Annotated in this window: 22 protein-coding genes and 2 tRNA genes; 10 read left to right on the top strand and 14 right to left on the bottom strand. The window is 69.1% G+C overall.

Annotated features, from left to right (window positions below):
- Positions 1-84 precede the first annotated feature (84 nt).
- The 4 genes from QE374_RS02285 to QE374_RS02300 all read left to right on the top strand — a co-directional run bounded on the left by QE374_RS02285 (position 85) and on the right by QE374_RS02300 (position 3,617).
- Positions 85-1,005: an ACP S-malonyltransferase gene (locus QE374_RS02285; protein ID WP_309731827.1), complete on the top strand. Its 921-nt coding sequence runs from the start codon at positions 85-87 to the stop codon at positions 1,003-1,005.
- Positions 1,002-2,006, top strand: coding sequence for a beta-ketoacyl-ACP synthase III (locus QE374_RS02290; RefSeq protein ID WP_309731829.1), 1,005 nt, complete (start codon positions 1,002-1,004; stop codon positions 2,004-2,006). Before QE374_RS02285 ends, QE374_RS02290 begins: the two co-directional genes overlap by 4 nt.
- A 68-nt stretch (positions 2,007-2,074) precedes the next feature.
- The gene (locus tag QE374_RS02295; protein WP_019182110.1) at positions 2,075-2,323 is read left to right on the top strand and encodes an acyl carrier protein; all 249 of its coding nucleotides are present in this window, start codon (positions 2,075-2,077) and stop codon (positions 2,321-2,323) included.
- A 55-nt stretch (positions 2,324-2,378) separates the two neighbouring features.
- Positions 2,379-3,617: a beta-ketoacyl-[acyl-carrier-protein] synthase family protein gene (locus QE374_RS02300; RefSeq protein WP_309731832.1), complete on the top strand. Its 1,239-nt coding sequence runs from the start codon at positions 2,379-2,381 to the stop codon at positions 3,615-3,617.
- Positions 3,618-3,751: 134 nt separating this feature from the next.
- Here QE374_RS02300 and QE374_RS02305 read toward each other — a convergent pair whose 3' ends face one another.
- Positions 3,752-4,255, bottom strand: coding sequence for a DUF3145 domain-containing protein (locus QE374_RS02305; protein WP_274288034.1), 504 nt, complete (start codon positions 4,253-4,255; stop codon positions 3,752-3,754).
- A gap of 241 nt (positions 4,256-4,496) precedes the next feature.
- On the opposite strand from QE374_RS02305, the gene QE374_RS02310 reads away from it, so the two are divergent.
- Positions 4,497-6,119: an MFS transporter gene (locus tag QE374_RS02310; protein ID WP_309731835.1), complete on the top strand. Its 1,623-nt coding sequence runs from the start codon at positions 4,497-4,499 to the stop codon at positions 6,117-6,119.
- A 52-nt stretch (positions 6,120-6,171) separates the two neighbouring features.
- Here QE374_RS02310 and QE374_RS02315 read toward each other — a convergent pair whose 3' ends face one another.
- Positions 6,172-7,131 (bottom strand): ATP-grasp domain-containing protein, encoded by a 960-nt coding sequence (locus QE374_RS02315; RefSeq protein ID WP_309731837.1) that lies wholly within the window; start codon positions 7,129-7,131, stop codon positions 6,172-6,174.
- Entirely contained in the window at positions 7,128-8,285 is a 1,158-nt protein-coding gene (alr, locus tag QE374_RS02320; RefSeq protein ID WP_309731840.1) for an alanine racemase, read from the bottom strand. The genes QE374_RS02315 and alr overlap by 4 nt, the downstream gene beginning before the upstream one ends.
- 166 nt (positions 8,286-8,451) lie before the next feature.
- Here alr and QE374_RS02325 point away from each other — a divergent pair, with 166 nt between their 5' ends.
- Positions 8,452-8,685, top strand: a complete 234-nt coding sequence (locus tag QE374_RS02325; protein ID WP_309731842.1) for a histidine ammonia-lyase — start codon at positions 8,452-8,454, stop codon at positions 8,683-8,685.
- A 17-nt stretch (positions 8,686-8,702) separates the two neighbouring features.
- Here the strand turns inward: QE374_RS02325 and QE374_RS02330 are convergent.
- Positions 8,703-8,776, bottom strand: a tRNA-Ile gene (locus QE374_RS02330).
- A 14-nt stretch (positions 8,777-8,790) separates the two neighbouring features.
- Positions 8,791-9,786, bottom strand: coding sequence for a DMT family transporter (locus QE374_RS02335; RefSeq protein ID WP_309731844.1), 996 nt, complete (start codon positions 9,784-9,786; stop codon positions 8,791-8,793).
- A gap of 44 nt (positions 9,787-9,830) precedes the next feature.
- On the opposite strand from QE374_RS02335, the gene def reads away from it, so the two are divergent.
- Positions 9,831-10,397, top strand: a complete 567-nt coding sequence (gene def, locus QE374_RS02340) for a peptide deformylase (RefSeq protein ID WP_309731846.1) — start codon at positions 9,831-9,833, stop codon at positions 10,395-10,397.
- Positions 10,398-10,400: 3 nt separating this feature from the next.
- Here def and QE374_RS02345 read toward each other — a convergent pair whose 3' ends face one another.
- From QE374_RS02345 to dusB, 6 genes are all read right to left on the bottom strand, one after another.
- Positions 10,401-11,804, bottom strand: coding sequence for an SPFH domain-containing protein (locus tag QE374_RS02345; RefSeq protein WP_309731848.1), 1,404 nt, complete (start codon positions 11,802-11,804; stop codon positions 10,401-10,403).
- 190 nt (positions 11,805-11,994) lie between these two features.
- Positions 11,995-12,067 (bottom strand) — tRNA-Asn (locus QE374_RS02350).
- A 52-nt stretch (positions 12,068-12,119) separates the two neighbouring features.
- On the bottom strand, positions 12,120-12,890 hold the full coding sequence (locus QE374_RS02355; protein WP_309731849.1) for an ATP-binding cassette domain-containing protein: 771 nt from the start codon (positions 12,888-12,890) through the stop codon (positions 12,120-12,122).
- Positions 12,891-12,922: 32 nt separating this feature from the next.
- Positions 12,923-14,776, bottom strand: coding sequence for a DNA primase (dnaG, locus tag QE374_RS02360; protein ID WP_309731851.1), 1,854 nt, complete (start codon positions 14,774-14,776; stop codon positions 12,923-12,925).
- Positions 14,776-16,119 carry a deoxyguanosinetriphosphate triphosphohydrolase gene (locus QE374_RS02365; protein ID WP_309731853.1) on the bottom strand — a complete coding sequence of 448 codons (1,344 nt, stop codon included), beginning with the start codon at positions 16,117-16,119 and terminating at the stop codon, positions 14,776-14,778. Before QE374_RS02365 ends, dnaG begins: the two co-directional genes overlap by 1 nt.
- A gap of 7 nt (positions 16,120-16,126) precedes the next feature.
- Positions 16,127-17,287 (bottom strand): tRNA dihydrouridine synthase DusB, encoded by a 1,161-nt coding sequence (gene dusB / locus QE374_RS02370; RefSeq protein WP_309731854.1) that lies wholly within the window; start codon positions 17,285-17,287, stop codon positions 16,127-16,129.
- Positions 17,288-17,338: 51 nt separating this feature from the next.
- Here dusB and QE374_RS02375 point away from each other — a divergent pair, with 51 nt between their 5' ends.
- Positions 17,339-17,842, top strand: a complete 504-nt coding sequence (locus QE374_RS02375; protein WP_309731856.1) for a glutathione peroxidase — start codon at positions 17,339-17,341, stop codon at positions 17,840-17,842.
- Between the two features lies 1 nt (position 17,843).
- On the opposite strand, the gene QE374_RS02380 is transcribed toward QE374_RS02375, so the two are convergent.
- Entirely contained in the window at positions 17,844-18,518 is a 675-nt protein-coding gene (locus QE374_RS02380) for a DsbA family oxidoreductase (RefSeq protein WP_309731857.1), read from the bottom strand.
- A 236-nt stretch (positions 18,519-18,754) separates the two neighbouring features.
- On the opposite strand from QE374_RS02380, the gene QE374_RS02385 reads away from it, so the two are divergent.
- The gene (locus QE374_RS02385) at positions 18,755-19,786 is read left to right on the top strand and encodes a PIG-L family deacetylase (protein ID WP_309731859.1); all 1,032 of its coding nucleotides are present in this window, start codon (positions 18,755-18,757) and stop codon (positions 19,784-19,786) included.
- A 7-nt stretch (positions 19,787-19,793) separates the two neighbouring features.
- Here the strand turns inward: QE374_RS02385 and QE374_RS02390 are convergent, their stop codons facing one another.
- Together QE374_RS02390 and recO are read right to left on the bottom strand one after the other, a co-directional pair.
- Complete coding sequence (locus tag QE374_RS02390) at positions 19,794-20,597, bottom strand: isoprenyl transferase (protein ID WP_309731861.1); 804 nt, start codon at positions 20,595-20,597, stop codon at positions 19,794-19,796.
- Positions 20,594-21,322, bottom strand: coding sequence for a DNA repair protein RecO (recO, locus tag QE374_RS02395; RefSeq protein WP_309731863.1), 729 nt, complete (start codon positions 21,320-21,322; stop codon positions 20,594-20,596). Before recO ends, QE374_RS02390 begins: the two co-directional genes overlap by 4 nt.
- Positions 21,323-21,357: 35 nt before the next feature.
- On the opposite strand from recO, the gene QE374_RS02400 reads away from it, so the two are divergent.
- Positions 21,358-22,059, top strand: a complete 702-nt coding sequence (locus QE374_RS02400; RefSeq protein WP_309731864.1) for a TRIC cation channel family protein — start codon at positions 21,358-21,360, stop codon at positions 22,057-22,059.
- Positions 22,060-22,144: the final 85 nt, after the last annotated feature.

A 22,144-nucleotide genomic window follows, 5' to 3' on the forward strand; every position in this document is an offset into this window, starting at 1 on the left:
AATTGGCGGGTATCTGCAAAGGAACCCGCGTTTCTTGTCGCATGACATCCATACCCCCGTCGGGGAGATTGGCAGGATAGAACGGTGATCATCGGTCTTTTCCCCGGGCAGGGCTCCCAGACGCCCGGGTTCCTCTCCCCGTGGCTGGAGCTGGACGGCGTCGCCGCCCGGCTCGACGAGCTTTCCGAAGCCGCACAGGTCGATCTCGCCGCGGCGGGCACCGAGTGGGACGCCGACGCGATCCGTAACACGAAAGTGGCGCAGCCGCTCATCGTCGCCGCCAGCCTGATCTCCTGGCACGCACTCGTCGCGCGCGCGGCGGGCCTTCCCACTGGTGTCGCCGGGCACTCGGTCGGCGAGGTCGCCGCCCTCGCCGCATCCGGTGTGATCGACGACGTCTCCGCTCTGCGCCTGGTCGGGGTGCGCGGACGCGCCATGGCCGATGCCGCAGCGCAGGCCGAGACGGGGATGAGCGCCGTCCTCGGCGGAGACGAGGAAGCCGTCCTCGCCCGCCTGGCCGAGCTGGACCTCACCCCGGCCAACTACAACGGCGGCGGCCAGATCGTCGCGGCCGGCGCCACCCGCGCGCTCGCCGAGCTCGCCGCAGAAGCCCCCCGGGGCACGCGCGTCGTTGCGCTGCAGGTCGCGGGCGCGTTCCACACGCGCTACATGCAGCCCGCCGTCGAGGCGCTCGCGGCTGCGGCGGCGGAACTCACCGCATCCGACCCGACCCTCACCCTCTGGACGAACAAGGACGGCTCCACGGTCACCGACGGCGCGAGAGCGCTGGAGCTGCTGGTAGGCCAGGTCGCGTCCCCGGTGCGCTGGGACCTCGACATGGCCGCCTTCGCAGAGGCGGGTGTCACCGGCCTCATCGAGTTCGCGCCCGCCGGCACCCTCACCGGTCTCGCCAAGCGCGGACTGCGCGGCGTACCCGCCGTCGCCGTCAAAACCCCGGACGACCTGGATGCGGCCGTCGCACTGCTCTCGGAGGAGAACGCATGACCGCCCCCACCCTGCGCCAGACCACGGGTCCGCAGTACACGCGCATCCTCTCCTACGGCGCCGCACGCGGCGAGAACGCCGTTCCCAACGACGACCTCATCGAGCCGATCAACTCGAGCGACGAGTGGATCCGCCAGCGCACCGGCATCGTCACGCGCGTGCGCGCCAATGCGACCACGAGCGCCACCGACCTCGCAACGACCGCCGCGAAAGAGGCTGTCGAGCGCTCGGGCGTGGCTCCCGAGCTGATCGACCTCGTCATCGTCGCGACGATCAGCAACGTCCGACAGACGCCCTCGATGTCGGCAGTCGTCGCCGACCGGATCGGGGCGAACCCCGCGGCGGCGTACGACTCGAACGCCGCGTGCGCGGGCTTCACCTACGGCGTCGCCCAGGCCGATGCGCTCATCCGCGCGGGTGTCGCGCACTACGCCGTCGTGATCGGCGCGGAGAAGCTCTCCGACGTCGTCGATCCCACCGACCGGACCATCTCGTTCCTGCTCGGTGACGGCGCCGGCGCGGTGGTGATCGGGCCGAGCGACACCCCGGCGATCGGACCCACCATCTGGGGATCCGACGGCTCCAAGGCGGATGCGGTGGGCATGGATGCCACGCTCGTCGAGTTTCGCGACGGCACCTCGCCCTGGCCCACGCTCCGCCAAGAGGGCCCGACCGTGTTCCGGTGGGCCGTGTGGGAGATGGTGAAGGTCGCACGTCAGGCCCTCGAGGAGGCCGGCGTCGCCGCATCCGATCTCGCCGCGTTCGTGCCCCACCAGGCCAACATGCGCATCATCGACGAGTTCGCCAAGCAGCTGGGGCTGCCGGACACTGTTCTCATCGGTCGCGACATCGAGACCACGGGCAACACCTCTGCGGCCTCCGTTCCGCTCGCCACCCACCGCCTACTCGAAGAGCACCCCGAACTCAGCGGCGGCCTCGCGCTACAGATCGGCTTCGGCGCCGGTCTCGTGTTCGGCGCACAGGTCGTCGTGCTCCCGTGAGCCGAGACCCCGCGCCTCTAGACTGATTCGCGGTCAACGCCCCCAGCCATATCGAACAAGGAGACATCATGGCTTTCACCACTGACGAGGTCCTCGCAGGACTCGCTGAGCTCATCACCGACGAGACCGGCATCTCGGCCGACGAGGTCGCGCTCGAGAAGTCCTTCACCGACGACCTCGACATCGACTCGATCTCGATGATGACGATCGTCGTCAACGCCGAGGAGAAGTTCGGCGTCACCATCCCCGACGACGAGGTCAAGAACCTCAAGACCGTCGGCGACGCCGTCACCTACATCACCTCGAACCAGGCGTGACCCCCTGCGGTGGGGGCGCCCAGCCCCCACCGCCACCCCGACTCGGAGACCGAACATGAGCACCGCCCGCATCGTCGTCACCGGCATCGGAGCCTCCTCCCCTCTCGGAGGAACGGCCCCCGAGAGCTGGTCCGCCCTGCTGAACGGAGAGTCCGGCACCCGCACTCTCGAACACGACTGGGTGGAGCAGTACTCCCTCCCGGTGACGTTCGCCGCCGAGGCGAAGGTCCGCCCCGAGGAGGTGCTGGAGCGGCCCATCGCCAAGCGGCTCGACCCCTCTTCGCAGTTCGCCCTCATCGCGGCCAAGGAAGCCTGGGCGGATGCCGGTGCGCCGGATGTCGCTCCGGAGCGACTCGGAGTCGACTTCGCCACCGGAATCGGCGGCGTGTGGACACTTCTGGATGCGTGGGACAGCCTGCGGGAGAAGGGCCCCCGTCGCGTCATGCCGATGACGGTCCCGATGCTCATGCCCAACGCGGCGGCCGGCAACCTGTCGCTGCACTTCGGCGCCCGTGCGTTCGCGCGCACCGTCGCGAGCGCGTGCGCCTCCAGCACGGAGTCCATCGTCAACGCGATCGAGCACCTGCGCGACGGCCTCGCCGACGTCGTGATCGCGGGTGGAACCGAATCCGCCATCCACCCGATCACGATCGCTTCGTTCGCCTCCATGCAGGCGCTCTCCAAGCGCAACGACGACCCGGCCACCGCATCGCGCCCGACCAGCATCGACCGCGACGGCTTCGTCATGGGCGAGGGTGCCGCCGCGCTCATCCTCGAGACCGAGGAGCACGCTCGCGCGCGCGGCGCGAAGATCTACGCGTACGTCGCCGGCGGCGGCGTCACAGCCGACTCGTACCACATCACCGCCAACGACCCCGAAGGCGCGGGTGCCGCACGAGCGGTGGGTCTTGCGCTCGCGATGGCCGACGCGTCCGCGGACGACGTGACGCACATCAACGCGCACGCCACCTCGACGCCCGTCGGGGACCCCAACGAGTACACCGCCCTCAAGGCCGTCTTCGGCGACCGCATCGACGACATCCCCGTATCGGCGACCAAGGCGTCCACGGGCCATCTCCTCGGCGGCACCGGCGCTCTCGAGGCGATCTTCACGATCCTCGCGATCAGCGAGCGTCAGGCACCGCCGACGATCAACATCACCGAGCAGGACCCGGCCGTGCCCTTCCGCGTGTCCGGCTCGGCCCAGTCGCTGGGCGCGGGCGACCAGCTCGCGATCAGCAACTCGTTCGGTTTCGGCGGCCACAACGCGGTCGTCGCATTCTCGAACGTCTGAACCCTGACGTCGAAAGGCCCGGAGAGCAATCGCTCTCCGGGCCTTCGTCGTATCGGGCGGCAGTGCGCCTTCCCAGCGCCGGGACGAGGTCGACCGGCATCCGGTAGCAGCGCTCCCGCCGCCCGAGGTCTTGGTCAGCCGACCTTGTGCAGCCACACCACCGGGGCATCGTCGCCGGCTTGACGGAACGGCTCCAGCTCTTCGTCCCACGCGCCGCCCAGGGCGACGCTGAGCTCGCGCTGCAACTCCGCCGCATCCCCCGCCGCGATCTCCATCGCGTAGCGGATGCGGTCCTCCCCGATCACCACGTTGCCGGCGGTATCCGTCTGCGCGAAGTGCACGCCGAGGTCCGGCGTGTGCATCCACCGACCGCCGTCGCTGCGCGCACTCGGGTCTTCGGAAACCTCGAAACGCAGGTGCTCCCAGCCGTGCATTGCACTGGCGAGTGCCGCTCCGGTGCCATTGGGGGCTTCCCAGTAGAACTCGGCACGGCGGCTCCCCGGCAGCACCGGCTGATCGGACCATTCGAAGTTGACGGCGCGCCCGAGGACACGCCCGACAGCCCACTCGAGGTGGGGACACAACGCCCGTGGCGCCGAGTGGATGAACACCACTCCGCGCGCCATGTGTGCAGCCATTCTCTCTCCGATCATCAGGTGCGTCTTCCCCTACGACCTGACTCGGCGAATGAACTACGGGTATGCGGTTGTCCCGGCCATTATCTCCGGCCCACCCGAGAATCACAAGTCTGTAACTCTCTGAATGTCGACGCCGCGCCGAGCGTGTCGAGCGCACTTCCGTCAGCTGTCCTGTCGGCGCGACCGCTCGACGCGCTTTGCTGGAGGAGGCGTTCGTCGTGGGGCGCAAGAACAGGGAGACATGATCGAGGCATCCGACCCGGCCGCCGCAGCTGCCCCACCCAAGAGGGTGGGCGCGCTCGCGCCGCTCACCGTGCCGGCGTTCCGTGCGCTGTGGATCGCCGCCCTCATCAGCAACATCGGCAGCTGGATGCAGACGGTCGGGGCGCAGTGGTTCCTCGTCGAGCAGCACAGTTCCGCTCTGCTCATCGCCCTCGTCCAGACCGCGAGTGCCGCACCCGTCCTCCTGCTCGGGATCCCCGCAGGCGTGATCGGCGAGCTCCTGAATCGACGAACCCTTCTGATCTGGGTGCAGGCCACACAGGTCGTCATCGGGGGCACGCTGGTCGTTCTCACCATGAGCGGCGAGATGTCGCCGTATCTGCTGCTCGCCCTGACGCTCGTCCTCGGGGCGGCTTCGGCCGTGCAGCTGCCCGCGTACGGTGCGATCTCCGCCGAGATCGTGCCGACAGCCTTCATCCCCAATGCGGCGTCTCTCAGCTCGATCTCGGTGAACGTCGCACGGGCGATCGGCCCCGCCATCGCAGGGGCCCTGGTCTCGCTGCTCGGTGTGGCGTTCGTGTTCGCCCTGAATGCCGCATCCTTCGCCGTCTTCCTGGTGGTCCTTCTGACGTGGCGGGGATACCGTCCCTCGCCTCATGGGTTCGAGCCCTTCCTCGATGCCACGCGAGCGGGTGTCCGTTACGTCCGCAACGCGGGGATCATCCGTGCGCTCTATCTGCGCCTGGGGCTCTTCATCGTTCCCGCTTCGGCGCTGTACGCGCTTCTCCCACTTCTCGCGACCCAGCGCCTCGGCCTCGACGCCACCGGCTACGGCGTGCTTCTGGCCGGCGTGGGAGCGGGATCGATCGTGGGCGCGTTCACGATGCCGCGCGTACGGGACACGATCGGCGTGAACCGCACCGTGCTGTTGTGCGCCCTCGCGTTCGGAGCGAGCATGGTCGGGACCGCCGTGTCTTCGTGGGCCGCGCTCAGCGTCGTCATCCTGGCCGTGGGCGGTGCAGGGTGGATCGGCGTGATCGCGACCCTCAACGGTGCCGTGCAGTCCTTCCTCCCCACCTGGGTGCGAACGCGGGGCCTGTCGATCTATCAGATGGTGCTGTTCGGCTCGACCGCGGCGGGATCCGCGCTCGCGGGTGCTGTGGCCGGCTGGATCGGATCGGTGACAGCCTGTCTGGCAGCGGGTGTCGTCGTCGTCCTGGCGGCGCTGACACAGCTCGCTCTCCCGCTCGCGCCGACGGGACACATCGCTCGCGGTCGTGGTGAGCTCCCCCTGCCCGAGCTCGAAGCGGACGCCGACATCGACGAGAGCGCGCAGACGCTGGTCCTCGTGCGATATCGGGTCGAGGACGGGAATCGGACGGAGTTCCTCACCCGGATGGCGCTCGTCGAGCACAGTCGGCGGCGCACCGGCGCCCGCAGCTGGACACTCTACCTCGATCGGGAACAGCCAGGCGTGCTCGTGGAAGCCTTCCACGTCGGCAGTTGGCGCGAGCACCTGAGCCAGCATGCGGAGAGGCTCACCGGGTACGACCAGAAGGTCATCCACGACGCGCAGATGCTCGCACTCTCCGTCGACACCGAGCATCTGATCGCGACCGGTCCAGCATCGCCGTCCATGTGAGCGCGAGGCGCACCGGCACACGCCTCTCGCCGCGGCTCGAGCGGTCGCCCGCTCACCGCGCCACGGCAGCCTGCAGCAGCTGATCGATGAGGGCCGTGTAACCGAGCCCGACGGCCGCGAACATGCGCGGCACCTGCGAGTGCTCGGTCAGGCCCGGCGTGGTGTTCACCTCGTTGAGCACGACGCCTCGCCCGGTGACGAAGAAGTCGAAGCGCGCGACGCCGGCGCATCCGAGCGCGTCGTAGAGACGCACCGCATCCCGCTCCAAGCCCTCCAGCTCGTCCGACGTCACACGCGCGGGGATGATGAACGGTGCGCTGCCGTCGTACTTGGCAGCGTGATCGAACAGGGCCCGCTCCGCGACGGCGATCTCCAACGGCTCACCGACCCGCAATGCGCCCGAGGGGCCGCGGAAGACCGCGATGTCCACCTCTCGCCCGGTGATGAAGGGCTCGACCAGCACGCTGTTGCCGGCGCAGCGCGCTCGTTCGATGGCCACGGCCAGGTCCGCCGCGTCCGAGACCAGGGAGACGCCGTTGCTCGAGCCGCCCGACGTCGGCTTCACCACGAAGGGCGCGGCGAGGGGAACAGCGGTCACCTCATCACCGGGCTCGATCAGGATCCCCGGCGCCGTCGTCACTCCCAGCGCACCTGCGACGAGCTTCATCGCCCACTTGTCCATCGCCAATGCTCCGGCCCGCACCGGCGAGCCCGCGAACGGGACGCCCAGCATGGTCAGAAGGCCGGCGATCGCACCATCCTCGCCGTTCACGCCGTGCAGCGCCGGGAAGACGACGTCGCAGCCGTCGAGAAGACGCACGGCGTCGGCGGGCGTGAGAGATCCGGCGGCGCCGCGCCACTGCCCGCCGCGCTCGATGGTCAGCTCGCAGACGTCGTCGCCGAGCTCTCTCGCCGCCCGCGCCACCGCGGCGGCCGATGCGAGCGACACATCGTGCTCGTCGTTCGCTCCGCCACCGATGACCGCGATCCTTCGCTGCCGGAGTTTCGTCATTCAGGGGTCCTCTCGATGTGTGTCCGGCGCGTCACGCGGGAGACGCGTGCACCGATCCGGGTGACGATCTCGTGCTCGATGGTGTCCGACCATCTCGCCCAGTCGGCCACGGTGGGCTCCCCCTGGTCGCCGGGGCCGAAGATCGTCACGGTCTCCCCCGGGTTCAGAACGTCGTCGCCGGTGTCGATGACCGCCATGTCCATGGAGATCAAGCCGACGATCGGACGACGGCGACCCCGCACGAAGACCTCCGCCCGGTGGGAGGCGGCGCGGGGCAACCCGTCCGCATATCCCAGCGGGAGCAGGGCCAGGTGGGTGGGTCGGTCTGTGGTGAAGCGAGCGCCGTAGCCGACACCGACATCCGCGCCCACTCGACGCGCGCTGATGACCGGAGCGCGGAGGGCGAGGGCGAAGCGCAGCTCGCGCGAGGTCCGGGAGGGGTCGATCCCGTACAGGCCCGCTCCGATGCGATGGAGATCGTGATCGCCACCGACTCCCGTGATCGTCGCGGCCGTCGCCGCGAGGTGGGTGACGGCTGGCGCGAGCCCTCGATGGCGCGCGCTCCGGACGGCCGCATCGAAGCGCAGCCGCTCGCGGAGGTTCTGCGGGTGGTCGGGGCGGTCGGCGCACGACATGTGCCCCATGATCCCGACGATCTGCACATGCCCCTGCCGCTCCGCCGTCCGAGCGAGTTCGCAGAGGCTCCGCCACTCGGATGCGGGTGCGCCGTCACGAGTCATGCCCAGATCGGCATGCAGGTGCAGACGGGCCCGACGACCGAGGCGATGCGCGGCGCGGACGGTGGCGTGCAACGCGTCCGCGCTGGCGACACCGAGGTCTACGCGCTCCGAGACGGCCGACAGGAAGTCGGCGCCGATCGGATTCAGCCAACTCAGGACCGGGACGTCGACACCGCTGCGTCGGAGGGCGAGTGCCTCGTCGATCGACGCAACCCCGAGCGAGGTCGCACCCTCCTCGACCACCGCAGACGCGACAGGACCGTGCCCGAACGCGTCTGCCTTCAGCACCGCCATCAGCCGGCCGCGGGTCAGACGGGTGAAGTACCGCGCGTTGGCTCGAATCGCGTCCTCGTCCACGCTCAGCTCCGGCGTCGAGATGACCGCATCAGCGCGGGGTCGGGAGGCGTACGGCACCCTCAGAGTCAATCCATGCGCCCGTCACAGCGTCGTATCGAGTTCTCGATACGCTCGCGATACACCCGGTCTGTGGAACTCACCAACGCCGGGCGACCCGCCTCCTCTAGGGTGATGACCATCTCGAAGCAGACCGTACCGGTCTGCTACAGAGCGAAGGGACCTCATGGACGTCGCATTCCCGTCGGGATCGATCATGGTGAGGACCGCAGCAGACGAGGTCGTGATCCTGCACATCTGCGATGTGTGCGGTGCCGTCGTCGCGGAAGCAGAGGACACCGACCTGGCATTCCACAAGCGCTGGCACAGGATCACCGGCTCCGGAAGCTGGATCGACCCGTCGACCGGCCGACTCCACGGCTCCGGCAACACCGCCCCGCCGGGCGGGTCGCCGAGTTGAACCGTGGATCAGGCGAGTAGGGCGGGTGGGACTTGAACCCACGATCGTCGGGTTATGAGCCCGCTGCCTTGACCAGCTTGGCCACCGCCCCCTGTGGCGAAAAGCCTATCGCGGCGGCGCCGTGTCGCCGCGGCTGCCTCGCTGCAATGGCAGCTCCTGGCTGTCGCTGATGACCTGCGGGTGGTTTCGGGTGAGCGAGAACACGCCGTAGACCGCGATGAGCCCGGCAACGACGAATCCCGCGATGGCCCAGGCACCCGCGGTGGCCGCTTCCTGGAGGATGACGAGGCCGATCACGACGGCGACGATGGGATCTATCACCGTGAGACCCGCGATGACCAGGTCGGGCGGCCCCACCGAGTACGCGGTCTGCACGAAGTACGCCCCGAGCGTGACCGCGACGAGCAGACCCACGATGCACAGGATCGAGAGCCACCCGAAGTCGCCTTCCTGGATGTTCTTGATCACGACCTTCGCGAGGGTGGCGACGAACGCGTAGAGCACCCCCGCCGCGACGATGTAGAAGAGCGGACGCGCATGCTTGCGCATCCACAGCCACCAGGAGAGGGCGGTCAGGACGACCACGACCGCGAGCAGTCCCAGGATCGTCAAGAGCTCCGACTGCGAGATGGGCTGCTCGGTGGCGACGAACGCGGCGATGGTGACGAAGATGAGGATGCCACCCACGCACGCGATGATCGAGCGCACCGACGCCTTGGTCGGCTTGTGTCCGGAGATCCGAGCGTTCAGCAGCGTCGTGATCACCAGCGACACCGCCCCGAGAGGCTGCACCAGGATCAGCGGCGCGAAGGCGAGAGCTGTCAGCTGGCAGGTGATACCCAAGCCGAGCATCACCGTTCCGGCGACCCATGAGGGCCGCCTCAAGAGCTGGAGGAGCTGACCTCCGCTCAGCCCGCTCGCGCCCGATGCGTTCGCGAGGCGCTCGACCTTGACGACGCCTCGATGCTGATACTGCGCGCCGAGCGACATGAACACCGCACCGAGCAGTGCGATCGGGATGCCGATGAGGATGCCCGGGTCACGGAAGACGCCGACGAGGTCGTTGGCGACATCGTTCAGGATCACTTCCGCTGAGAGCACCTTATGACCCTAACGGCAGGCGTGCGCTGGGTAGGCTCTGACACGTGGCTGTCCTTCCGATTCGCATCATGGGCGATCCCGTCCTCCACTCCCCCGCCGCCCCCGTCGAGGAGGTGACCGACGAGATCCGCACCCTGGTCGCCGACATGTACGAGACCATGGATGCCGCGCCCGGCGTCGGTCTCGCCGCGCCCCAGGTCGGTGTGGGCCTGCGGATCTTCACCTACACGTATCAGGACGACGAGGGCGCCGAGTGGCGCGGCGAGATCATCAACCCGGAGCTGTGGATGACGCCGCTCATCCCCGGCGATCCCGACGAGGACGAGGAGTCCGAGGGCTGCCTCTCGTTCCCGGGCGAGCGATTCCCGCTGCGTCGTTCGGAACACGTCCGCGTGACGGGAACGGACCTCGAGGGCCGTCCGGTGTCGATCGATGTCGAAGGCTGGCGCGCCCGCATCCTGCAGCACGAGTTCGATCACCTCGACGGCATCCTCTACATCGATCGCCTCAGCGACTCGGACTGGAAGACGACGCAGAAGATCGCCCGCAAGCGCGGATGGGGACGCCCGGGAGCGTCCTGGCTCCCGGGCGTCGACGACCTCGAAGGCTGAGGCTCAAGCTCCGTCGGACGACGTCCCGGCTGCCGGCGGTGCGGGCGGGGTGTGCTGAGCCTGGGTGGCCGCCTGAAGCTGCTCCCCCATGGCCTGTCCGACGACACGGCCCTGGATGATCTCAGCGAGGTCGAGGCCCGTTGCGACCTTCACCGCGTCGAAGGTGGCGCGCAGACCCTGCGCGGACTCCGCCGCGAGGTGACTGCTGGCGCCCTCTCCGCCGAGGACCGTGACCGAACCGACCTTGTCGTATCCCTTCGCGAACTCGGCCATCATCGGGACGAGCGCCTCGAGAGCGCGCTGCGCGAGCAGTGCCTGCTGGTTGCGGCTGAGAGCCTCGGCCTCCGCCTCGATCGCCGCAGCGCGCGCCTCACCCTCGGCCCGGACGGCGTCGGCTTCGGCGTTCGCACGAAGGCGCGTCGCGGCCGCATCCTGCTCGGCGATCTGCGCCTGGGCCTGCGCCGCCTTGACCTTGGCGTACGCGTCGGCATCGGCTGCGCGCTCGCGCTCGTAGAGGTTGGCGTCGGCGACCTTCTTGATGTCGGCATCCAGTCGGGCCTGCTTGTTCTCGGCCTCCTGGAGCAGCACCGCCTGCTGACGCTCGGCGCGGGCAAGGGCCTCGGCCTGCTCGGCCTCGGCGTTGGCGCGGCCGACCTCCGCCTGTGCGGCCGCCGTGTTCTTGTCGAGCGCGGTCTGCTCGATCAGGTTCGCCTCCTGTGTGGCGATCTGACGCGCCCGAATCTCGCGCTCCGCGTTGATCTTGGCGACTTCAGCCTCGCGCTTCACGCGCTCCACCTCGGTCGCGCCCAGAGCGGAGATGTAGCCGTTCTGATCGGTGATGCCCTGAATCTGGAACGAGTCGAGGATCAGCCCCTGCGACGACAGATCGCTCTTGATGCCTTCGGCGATCTGGTCCGAGAGGCGCTGGCGATCGCGCATGAGCTCTTCGACCGTCAATGTCGCGACGACGCCGCGGAGGGCGCCTTCGAGCTGTTCGGTCGTGAACTGCTCGATCGCCTTGTCCTGCGAGGCGAAGCGCTCGGCCGCGCGGCGGACGGATTCCGGGTCGGAACCGATCTTGACGAGCGCGACACCGCTCACGTTGACGGTGACGCCGTTGGAGGACTGCGCCGTCGGCTCCATCTTGATCTGACGCGCGCGGAGGGAGATCATCTCACCGCGCTGGGTGAGCGGGTTCACGATCGCACCGCCGCCGGTGATCACCGTGATGCGAGAGTCTCCGCTGGTGCTGCGCTGCTTCTTACCCACGATCACGAGAGCCTCGTCGGCCTTCGCCACCCGGTACCAGGCGCGGATCAGGATCAGCACGATCACCAGGACGACGACGAGCACGATCCCGCCGACGATGGCCAGCAGCCCCATTGCTCCGAGTGCGGCGATATCCATGTGCATCCTTCCGGTCACGGCGACGGACGCCTCACCCCGAAGCGTCTCCCCCTCACCCTATCCAGCGGCTATGTTCATGCCGAGCCGGTTGTGGACGAGCGCAGCGACCGGGTACGCAGGCATGAAAAAAGACCCGGGGTGGAAGCCCGGGTCTCAGGTGAGAGCTGCGGTAGATGACGCAGTACTCTCGCTCCCCGGCTTGGACTCGAACCAAGAACCTATCGGTTAACAGCCGATTGCTCTGCCAATTGAGCTACCGAGGAATGCTGTCCTTCATGCGAAGGCAACCCCACTATCGTAGCAAACTCCGCGGGCTCACGACGACACGAGGCGGCGATCAGCCGACGACGAGGGCGTCCATTGCATCTTCTTCACGCCATGGCCGAATCCGACCGCATGACCACCCTGCATCACGAGCACATCGGCATCGAAGCTCGCGAGCGTCTCTGCCTCGTTCGCGACGAGCAGCAGCGAAGTGCCCCGCTCGCGGCGCCGCGCCTCGAAGGCGGTTCGCACCAGTTCGCGCCCTTCGACGTCGAGATTCGCCATGGGCTCATCGGCGACCACCAGCCGGGGATCGAGCACGAGTGCGCGTGCGATCGCGACACGCTGACGCATCCCCGAGCTCAGCTCGTACGGGAACTTGGATGCCGCGCCGATGCTGAGACCGAGTTCGTCGAGCAGCGTCACCACCCGCAGCTCGAGCGCACGAGCGTTCACCCGCCGCGCACGACTCGTGACGGGCTCCGCGACGATCTCCGCCACCGTCAGCCGCGGTGGCAGCTGGGCGCCGTCCTGCTGCCGCAGGTAGCCCGCGAAGACCGGAAGCGCGCGACGACGGCGACCGCCGTGTCGCACGGACACCCCTTCGACGACGGCATCGCCGCCGACGACGTGGACGCCCTCATCCGACTGCCCGGCCAGGACGGCTGCGAGCGTCGACTTCCCCGAGCCCGTCGAACCGACCAGGATGAGGGCGGCTCCGCGCTCCAGTCGGAAGGAGATCCCGTCGATCACCCTCTCGTCGCTACCTGCGTGAGCCAGCGAGATGTCGCTGCAATCGATGCTGAGCGCGGCCTGATCCATGCAGTCATCCTGCACGCTGAGCGCCCGAATCGCTACTGATCGAGAGTCAGTCGCAGTCGCGCCGCGTCGAGTTCGCGCAGGCGCAGGCGAACCTCGCGCCCCTCAGGCGAATCGGGGGCGAGCCGCTGGATGTCTCCCACCAGCTCCTGCTTCTGGCGGTCGATGGCACGAAGCCGGATGCGCAGCGCGAGGTCACGAGCGGAGATCACGGCGTGTTCTTCATCGCGCGCCGGAAAATCACCCGTGAGCAGTTCGGCCGCGAGCGACCGGTACGGCTCCCTCACGGCGTCGACCGCCGCGGCCGCCCATCCCGGACGGGAGTGATCGGGGACCGCCGCGATGCTCGATCGCACCGCCTCGAGGGCAGGATGCTGAAAGGTCTCATCCAGCGCCGCACGCAGCTCCGCAGGATCGAGGCGGTGCCCGTACTGCAAGAAGCCCATCACCGCGTCGCGCTCCAGATCGGCGGAACGAGGCAGCGAGGCGAGCGAGACGCGCACGGCGGGCTGCTGCGGGGCGTCGAGCGGGGCGGCCGGGGCGGCCGCGGGCTCCGGCGCACCGGCGGCGCGGGCTCGCTGGCGGGCCACTTCGCGGTGGACGTCTTTCAGGTCTTCGCCGAGTCGGCGCGCCAGAACATGCTCGTATCGCCGACGCAGCGGCTCGTCACGGATCTCCGCCAGCAGCGGGGCGGCGAGGTTGAGGCCCGCGAGGCGCCCCTCGACCGTGCGCAGGTCGAGGCCGGCGAGGCGCTGGTCGATGACGAACTCGAACATCGGGACCTTCGTGTCCATCAGCGCGCGCACCGCGCCGTCGCCGCGCGCCAGCCGCAGGTCGCACGGGTCGAGATCCGCAGGCCCCACGGCCACGAAGCTCTGCGCGTTGGCCGTGCGTGTCTCGGCGAAAGCGCGCACCGCGGCCTTCTGGCCTGCCGCATCCGGGTCGAACGTGAAGACGATCTCTGCGGCCGCGTCGTCGCCCATGATGCGACGCAGCACCTTCATGTGCTCGGCGCCGAATGCCGTCCCACAGGTCGCCACAGCGGTGGTCAGCCCGGCCAGGTGGCACGCCATGACATCGGTGTACCCCTCGACGACGATGACGCGGCGCTTCTCGCCACGGGCGATGTCGCGCTTGGCGAGGTCGATGCCGTAAAGGACCTGCGACTTGCGGTAGATCGGCGTCTCGGGCGTGTTGAGGTACTTCGGGCCCTTGTCGTCTTCGAGCAGGCGCCGCGCGCCGAAGCCGAGAACCTGACCGGTGACATCGCGGATGGGCCACACCACCCGACCTCGGAACCGGTCGTACACACCGCGTTGCCCCTGGGACACGAGTCCCGCCGTCAGCAGCTCCTCCTTCGTGAACCCCTTCGCCGTCAGGGCGTCGAGCATGCCCGACCATCCCGGCGGCGCGAAGCCCACACCGAAGTGCGCGGCCGCGCCCGCGTCGAAGCCCCTCTCACCCAGGAAGCGGCGCCCCACTTCGGCCTCGGGGGTCAACAGCTGTGCCCGGAAGAACTCGGCGGCCGCCGCGTTCGCCGCGTAGAGACGGGCGCGTCCGGACGTCTCGGGCGCCGCCCCGCCCTCTTCGTAGTGGAGCGTGTAGCCGATGCGTCCCGCGAGGCGCTCCACCGCCTCGGTGAAGGTCAGATGGTCCATCCGCCGAAGGAACGTGTAGACGTCGCCTGATTCACCGCATCCGAAGCAGTGGTAGAAGCCCACCTGCGGTCGCACATGGAAGCTGGGGCTCTTCTCGTCGTGGAACGGACACAGGCCCTTGAGGGAGCCCACGCCCGCGGACTTGAGCGCGACGCGCTCCCCCACGATGTCGGCGATGTTCGTGCGGGCCTTCACCTCCTCGACGTCGGCCTGCGCGATGCGCCCCGGCATCAGAGCCCCTCAAGAGGCTCGGGAAGGGCGTACAGGGAGCGGGCGATGGTTCGTCCTCCCGGCATCCAGACGTCGAGGGTCTCGGTGTCGATCTCGCCGACCAGACGGTGGTGCCAGCCCAGGGCGAAACGGTCCGTCAGACTCGCCACCTGGTCGACGATCACGCGCCGACGTGCGCCGTCGCTCTCGGCGCGGGCGAAGTCCTCAGCGTGCAGGGCATCGAGATGCTCCGGCGCCTCCCACAGGGCGGTCGCGAGCCGTTTCAGCAGGCGTCGCTGCTCGCGGTAGAGCCCCTTCCGCCCCTCGATCGTGACGACGAACGCTCCGATCGTGCCCTTGAGCACCGCCATCTCGGCCTCGACGACGCGCGGGACGACCACATGGCCGTTGTACCGCGTCAGCGCCGGTGCGTCGTACGCGTCGCGTGTCGCAGCGGTCGCGGCGCGCGCGAAACGGCCGATCAGGTCGGAGGTGAGGTTCTTCAATCTGGCGTGCGCCGCCCGGGTCCCGTCGAACGAGGCGATCCACTCCGGCAGGCTGGTCAGCCGGTAGAGGGCGTCCTCGAGCTCGTCGCGCGTGAAGTCGTAGCCGACCCACGTCTGGATGGCGCTCAACAGCGCCGTGTGCTGACGCGGGTCTGAGAGGCGGCCGGGATCGAGGTATCCGTTGATGACGGCGTCCTCGAAGTCGTGCACCGAGTAGGCGATGTCGTCCGAGAGGTCCATGACCTCGGCCTCGATGCAGCGCACCCGGCCCGGCGCGCCCTGGCGCATCCAGCGGAAGACGGGTTCGTCATCGGGGTAGACGCCGAACTTCAGCCGCCCCCCTGGATCGGGCACCGGGCTGTCGATGGTCCACGGGTACTTGCAGGTCGCGTCGAGGCTGGCGCGTGTCAGATTGAGCCCGTAGCTGCGGCCGTCGTCCGAGATCACCTTCGACTCGAGCCGGGTCAGGATGCGCAGGGTCTGGGCATTGCCCTCGAAACCACCGATGTCCTCGGCCCAGTCGTTGAGCGCACGTTCGCCGTTGTGTCCGAACGGCGGATGACCGAGATCATGGCTCAGGCATGCCGTATCCACGACGTCCGGCGCCAGCTGCAGGGCGGTCGCCAGCTCGCGCCCCACCTGCGCGACCTCGAGAGAGTGCGTCAATCGGTTGCGCGCGAAATCTGCCGGGCTCGCCGGGGAGAGCACCTGCGTCTTGGCCGCCAGCCGGCGCAGCGAGGCCGAGTGGAGGACTCGCGCGCGATCGCGGGCGAAGTCGTCGCGCTGCGAGCGGTGCTGCTCGGCGAAGAAGCGTTCCGCGTCGGTCGCCTCGTACCCGTCGGGGCGCGTCCCCGTCATGGAGTGTTCAGCCGCCACTGTGGTCGAGCTCCGCATCCGCCAGCGCGCCGGCGGCGTCGGTCGCCAGCTCCCGGCTGTCGAGCCAGCCCTCGGGAAGCGCCGGGCGCTTCGGGGTTCCCGCGCGACCGCGCTGACCCTCGGCCGCTTCGCCCGGATAGGGCGCATCGAGCTCCAGCGTGCCGAGGAGGTCGTCGATCTCCTGCAGCGAAGAGGCCGTCGCGAGCCGCGCGCGGATGTCGCCGCCCACGGGATACCCCTTGAAGTACCAGGCCACGTGCTTGCGGATGTCGCGGCATCCGCGATCCTCGTCCTCGAAGAACTCGACCAGAAGCTCCGCGTGACGCCGGAAGGCGCCCGCCACGAAACCGAGCGTCGCATCGACCGGCTGCGTTCCGGCACCGCCGCCGAACGCGCGGGCCAGATCGCCGAAGAGCCACGGACGCCCGAGACAGCCGCGACCCACCACGACGCCGTCGCAGCCGGTCTGCTCGACCATCCGCACGGCGTCCTCCGCCGACCAGATGTCGCCGTTGCCCAGCACCGGCACACTCGTGATGGCCTGCTTCAGCGTCCCGATCGCATCCCAGTCGGCGTTGCCCGAGTAGAACTGCGACGCGGTGCGCGCGTGCAGCGCGATCGCCGCAACCCCCGCATCCTCCGCGATCCGGGCAGCATCGAGATACGTGAGGTGATCGTCATCGATGCCCTTGCGCATCTTCACGGTCACCGGGATGTCGCCCGCGCCGTGCACGGCAGCGCGCACGATGTCGCCGAACAACCCGCTCTTCCACGGCAACGCCGCTCCCCCACCCTTGCGGGTGACCTTGGGGACGGGGCAACCGAAGTTCAGGTCGATGTGGTCGGCGCGATCCTCGTCTGCGAGCAGCCGTGCAGCCGCTCCCACTGTTGCCGGATCGACGCCGTAGAGCTGTACCGAGCGGGGCGTCTCGGACTCGTGATGACGGATCAGCCGCATGGTCGTCTCATTGCGCTCGACCAGGGCGCGCGAGGTGATCATCTCGCTCACGTAGAGGCCCGCGCCGTACTCGCGGCACAACCGACGAAACGCCGTGTTCGTGATGCCCGCCATGGGCGCGAGAACCACCGGCACCTCGACCTCGATGGGGCCGAGCCGCAGGGGGCGCGCGGGGGCGATTGTCGTGGTCACCAAATCATTCTCCCAGACCGAGGGACCGCGCGGCGGCGTACTGTAAGGCTCATGAGCGCGACCACCGCCGAAGACCTCCGCAGCATCCCCTTCACCGCCGCAGACGGCACCCAGAAGACCCTCGCCGAATACGGAGAGAACGTCCTCATGATCGTCAACGTCGCCTCACGCTGCGGGCTCGCCCCGCAGTACGAACAGCTCGAGGAACTGCAGCGCACCTACGGTGAGCGAGGCTTCACCGTCCTCGGATTCCCCTGTAACCAGTTCATGGGCCAGGAGCCGGGATCCGTCGAGGAGATCCTCGAGTACTGCTCGATGACGTGGGGCGTGACGTTCCCCGTGAACGACAAGGTGAAGGTCAACGGCCCCGGCGCCGCTCCCCTGTACAAGGCACTCAAGCGAGCGAAGGACGAAGAGGGCAAGCACGGCCCCATCCTCTGGAACTTCGAGAAGTTCGTGCTCACCCCCGCCGGAGACGTGCACCGGTTCCGCCCGACCACGAAGCCCGACGATCCGGCGATCGTCGAGGTCATCGAGCGGAACCTGCCCGCCTGAGTCAGGCCGTCTCGTCGCCCTGCCGCTCCGCCCACACCTGGCGGGCGATCTGCGCGAACGCCTCCGGCGGCTGCGCCCCGCTCACTCCGTAGCGCTCGTCGATCACGAAGAACGGCACGGCGTTGATCCCGTACGCCGCCGCCTGCGCCTTGTCGGCTTCGACGGCCTCGAGGTAGCGGTTGCTCTGCAGCGCCTCGCGCGCCGCATCCGCATCCAGTCCCACCTCGGCGGCCAGCGCCACGAGATCGTCCACCCGACCCACGTGGTGCCCTTCGACGAAGTAGGCGGCCATCAGGCGCTCGGTCATCTCCCGTTGCAGACCCTGCTCCTTCGCGAAGTGCAGCAGCTGATGAGCGAGCACCGTGTTCGTGTGCTGCAGCTTCTCGAAGTGGTAGTCCAGACCAGCCTCGGCCGCCACACCGGTGACACGGTCCAGCATCTGCCGAACCTGGTCGTGCGGCATCCCCTTGTACTCCGCAAGGAAGTCGACCTCGTTGCCGTGGAAGTCGACGGGCGTATCGGGCGAGAGCTCGTACGAGTGGAAGGTCACCTCCACCTGCGGGGCGTCCTCGTCCGCGGCGGCGGCCTTCAGTCCGGCCTCGAGATTGCGCTTTCCGATGTAACACCACGGGCACGCGATGTCACTCCACACGTCGATACGAATCGGGTCTGTCATGACGGGAGCAACGGCGGCGCTGCCCTCACTATTCCGATGCCCCGCGACCCGCAGCGACGAACGCTGAGAAGGTGTGAAGAATGGCCGCGTAAGCGGAGCGTGCTGTGCGAGACTTCTGGGGGCTGCCGTGGGGGTATGCCGGCACCTGAGCAACATGGGGAAAGAACGTGGGGACCCGAACCCCGGCGCGTGACGCGCGCCACGCACGACGGCGTCGACGCCGCACTGTCATCTGGGTGAGCTCGATCATCGCCGTCTTGGCGGTGGGCGGCACCACGGCTGCGGCCGTGGTCCTGCCGCAGTTGCCGCCGTCCTTCCCGTTCGCCGCGGAACCGACACCCAGCTCGTCGCCGTCGGTGATCCACTCACCGGATCCCGCACCGCTGCCGACCCCGGTGCAGACACCCGACATCCCGCCGCCGCCCCCGGCGCCGGTCTCCCCGCTCGCGCTCGGATGCGACACGACGACAGTGATGTCGGTGTGGGCGCACCAGGACGACGACCTGATCTTCGCGAACCCCTCGCTGCAGGATGCGGTGAGCAACGGCGAATGCGTGCGCACGCTCTACCTGACCGCCGGAGACGCCGGCAAGGGCACGAATTACTCGCGCTCGCGCGAGCTCGGAATCCTGCGCGCCTACAACTCGATGCGCGGCGCACAGGCGTTCTGGGACGAGACCAGCATCACCACGCTGTCGGGCGCACACGTCACCCTGTTCTCCCGGCAGGGCGACCCGAAGCTGAGCGTGGCCTTCCTTCGTCTTCCCGACGGCGGCCTCGATGCGGGCGGGTTCACCGCCACGGGCCACGGCAGCCTCCCGCAGCTGGAGTCCGGCGCGATCCCGGCGCTCGCCCCGATCGACGGTGCGCCGGCCCTCAGCGCGGCGGTGCTGCAGCAGACCGTCGCGGAGGCGATCACGGCGTGGGCGCCCAGCCGGCTGTTCACCCACGTCCCCGCCAACTCGCCCCTGACGCAGGGCGATCACCCCGACCACGGCGCGACGGGCGCGATCGTGCGGGCGGCAGCACAGAGCGTCGGATACCCCACGGATGCCATCCGGTACTTCGTGGGCTATCCCTCGCAGAATCTGCCCGTCAACCTCAGCGGCGATGCCCTCAACCGAAAGGTCGACACATACCGCATCTACGCGAAGGAGGATCCGGTGATCGCCTGCGCCGACAACACCGCCTGCCTCGCCCGCAAGGGGTTCGGCGCGTGGCTGCAGCGTTCCTATCCGAAGACGGACGCGGAGCTCGGAATCGGCTGAGCGCGCCTCACGTCCGCGGCGCGTCCACCGCGCCGCCGAAGCGGCGGTCGCGCCCCAGGTACATGTCGATCGCGCGCCACAGATCGCGGCGGCCGAAGTCGGGCCACAGGGTGTCGAGGAAGACGAACTCGGCGTACGCGGACTCCCACAGCAGGAAGTTCGAGGTGCGCTGCTCCCCGCTGGATCGGACGAACAGGTCCACATCCGGCATGTCGGGCTGGTACAGCCGGCGCTGGACGAGCTTCTCCGTCACGGCGGACGGCCGGAGGCGCCCGGCGGCGACATCATCCGCGATCGATCGCATGGCGTCGACGAGCTCGACCCGGCCGCCGTAGTTGACGCACATCGTCAATGTCAGGACCGTGTTCTCGCGCGTGAGTTCTTCGGCGTACTGGAGCTCTTTGATGACCGAGCCCCACAGCCGTGGTTTGCGTCCGGCCCACCGCACCCGCACACCCCACTCGTTGAGCTGGTCGCGGCGACGGTGCAGCACGTCACGATTGAAGCCCATCAAGAAGCGCACCTCGTCGGGCGAACGACTCCAGTTCTCGGTCGAGAACGCGTAGACCGAGAGGTGGGTGACGCCCGCCTGGATCGCTCCGGCGACCACGTCCAGCAGCGCCGCCTCGCCCGCCTTGTGCCCCTCGACACGGGTGAGTCCGCGGCCGTTCGCCCACCGCCCGTTGCCGTCCATCACGATCGCCACGTGACGGGGAACCGTGCCCCGCTGGTACGCGGGCGGGTACTCGCCCGTCCAGTCGACGGGTCGGTACGGCACCGCGTCCCGGTGCGTGTAGGGCTTCGGACTCATCGGGCTCTTTCCACGTGGGACAACGATCGGATGCCGCGCTCGAGGTGCCACTGCGCGTAGGCGGCGACGAGCCCGGAGGCGGAGGCGTGCGTGCGCTCGGTCGCGGCGTCCACGCTCACCCAGTCGCCGGTGAGCAGCGCACGGAGGTGGCCTGTGGTCTCGACATCCACGCGCGCGGATCCCGCGGGCGCGCATGAGCGGCACACCATGCCGCCGGCCTGGGCGACGAACGCGCTGTGCGGACCCGGGGCGCCGCATCGGGCGCAGTCGTCGAGGCCGGGGGCCCAGCCCGAGAGGGCGAGTGCGCGCAGGAGGTAGGAGTCGAGGATGCTGCGCGGCGCGTGGTCGGCGCGAGCGAGCGAGCGCAGACCTCCCACCAGCAGCAGATAGTGCGATGCGGATGCCTCGGCGTCGCCGAGTCGGTCGGCGGTCTCCGCCATCGCACTCGCGGCGGTGTAGCTGTCGTAGTCGCCGGCGATGTCGGCGCCGTAGGTGCCGAGCGACTCGGCCTGCTGGACGATGTCGAGCGAGCGACCCGCGTAGAGCTGGACGTCGGCCACCATGAACGGTTCCAGCCTCGCGCCCAGCCGGGACGACGTGCGGCGCACGCCCTTCGCGACGGCGCGGATCTTGCCGGTGCGGCGCCCGAGCATGGTGACGATCCGATCCGCTTCACCCAGCTTGTGGGTGCGCAGGACCACGACCTCGTCGCGATAGGTGGGCACACTCGATTATCCCGCCCAGCAGGGACAATGGATGCGTGACCGAGCCGCTCTTCGTGATCCCCCTGTGGGCCGATCTGACCGCCGTCGCCCTCGGAGGCGTGCAGGGCGCGCTCTTCGCGTCCGGTTTCCGCGGACAGCGCCGCCTCGATCTGCTCGGCGTCGCGATCATCGGCATCCTGTTCGGCATGGGGGGCGGTCTGATCCGCGATCTGCTGCTCGGCGTGGCCCCCGCCACCCTGCAGAGCGACTGGTACCTGCTCACGGCGATGGCCGCATCCCTCATCGGCATGCTGCTGGCGGGCCTCTTCCAGCGCCTCAATCGGGTCATCGTCTCGCTCGACGCGTTCGTCATCGGGCTCTTCGGCGCCTTCGGCACGAGCAAGGCGCTGGCCCTGGGACTCCCTGTCGTGCCGGCCGTGTTCGTCGGCGTCTGCGCGGCCGTGGGCGGAGGGGTGCTCCGCGACGTGATCATGGGCCTGCCGGTCGCGATCATGCACGTCGGGTCGCTCTACGCCGTGGCCGCGGCCGCCGGATGCGTCGTCCTCGCCACGCTGGAGGCGTTCGGCGTGAACCTCGTCGCCGCGGCGATCGTCGGCATCGCCGTGACGACCATCATCCGCATCCTGGCCGTGATCTTCGATCTCTCCCTGCCGGAGCAGCGGATGCTCTACCGCCGGAAGGTCGCGGTGGAGACCGCCGCGATCCCGATCGTGCGCCCCGCCGCCGAGCCCGAGTGAACGACCGCGAGACTGCACTCTCGTCACGAGATCACGGGTATTACCCGTGATCTCGTGCGGAAGATGCAGTCTCGCGGGGGCGGGA

The organism is Microbacterium sp. SORGH_AS_0428, assembly GCF_031453615.1.
Taxonomy (GTDB): domain Bacteria; phylum Actinomycetota; class Actinomycetes; order Actinomycetales; family Microbacteriaceae; genus Microbacterium.

What these genes read in the sequence shown, in the direction of transcription:
- QE374_RS02290 (WP_309731829.1), top strand. Translation starts at nt 1,002, where the DNA reads ATGACCGCCCCCACCCTGCGCCAGACCACGGGTCCGCAGTACACGCGC.
- QE374_RS02295 (WP_019182110.1), top strand. Translation starts at nt 2,075, where the DNA reads ATGGCTTTCACCACTGACGAGGTCCTCGCAGGACTCGCTGAGCTCATC.
- QE374_RS02300 (WP_309731832.1), top strand. Translation starts at nt 2,379, where the DNA reads ATGAGCACCGCCCGCATCGTCGTCACCGGCATCGGAGCCTCCTCCCCT.
- QE374_RS02305 (WP_274288034.1), bottom strand. Translation starts at nt 4,255, where the DNA reads ATGGCTGCACACATGGCGCGCGGAGTGGTGTTCATCCACTCGGCGCCA.
- QE374_RS02310 (WP_309731835.1), top strand. Translation starts at nt 4,497, where the DNA reads ATGATCGAGGCATCCGACCCGGCCGCCGCAGCTGCCCCACCCAAGAGG.
- QE374_RS02315 (WP_309731837.1), bottom strand. Translation starts at nt 7,131, where the DNA reads ATGACGAAACTCCGGCAGCGAAGGATCGCGGTCATCGGTGGCGGAGCG.
- QE374_RS02325 (WP_309731842.1), top strand. Translation starts at nt 8,452, where the DNA reads ATGGACGTCGCATTCCCGTCGGGATCGATCATGGTGAGGACCGCAGCA.
- QE374_RS02345 (WP_309731848.1), bottom strand. Translation starts at nt 11,804, where the DNA reads ATGGATATCGCCGCACTCGGAGCAATGGGGCTGCTGGCCATCGTCGGC.
- QE374_RS02355 (WP_309731849.1), bottom strand. Translation starts at nt 12,890, where the DNA reads ATGGATCAGGCCGCGCTCAGCATCGATTGCAGCGACATCTCGCTGGCT.
- dnaG (WP_309731851.1), bottom strand. Translation starts at nt 14,776, where the DNA reads ATGCCGGGGCGCATCGCGCAGGCCGACGTCGAGGAGGTGAAGGCCCGC.
- QE374_RS02365 (WP_309731853.1), bottom strand. Translation starts at nt 16,119, where the DNA reads ATGACGGGGACGCGCCCCGACGGGTACGAGGCGACCGACGCGGAACGC.
- QE374_RS02375 (WP_309731856.1), top strand. Translation starts at nt 17,339, where the DNA reads ATGAGCGCGACCACCGCCGAAGACCTCCGCAGCATCCCCTTCACCGCC.
- QE374_RS02380 (WP_309731857.1), bottom strand. Translation starts at nt 18,518, where the DNA reads ATGACAGACCCGATTCGTATCGACGTGTGGAGTGACATCGCGTGCCCG.
- QE374_RS02390 (WP_309731861.1), bottom strand. Translation starts at nt 20,597, where the DNA reads ATGAGTCCGAAGCCCTACACGCACCGGGACGCGGTGCCGTACCGACCC.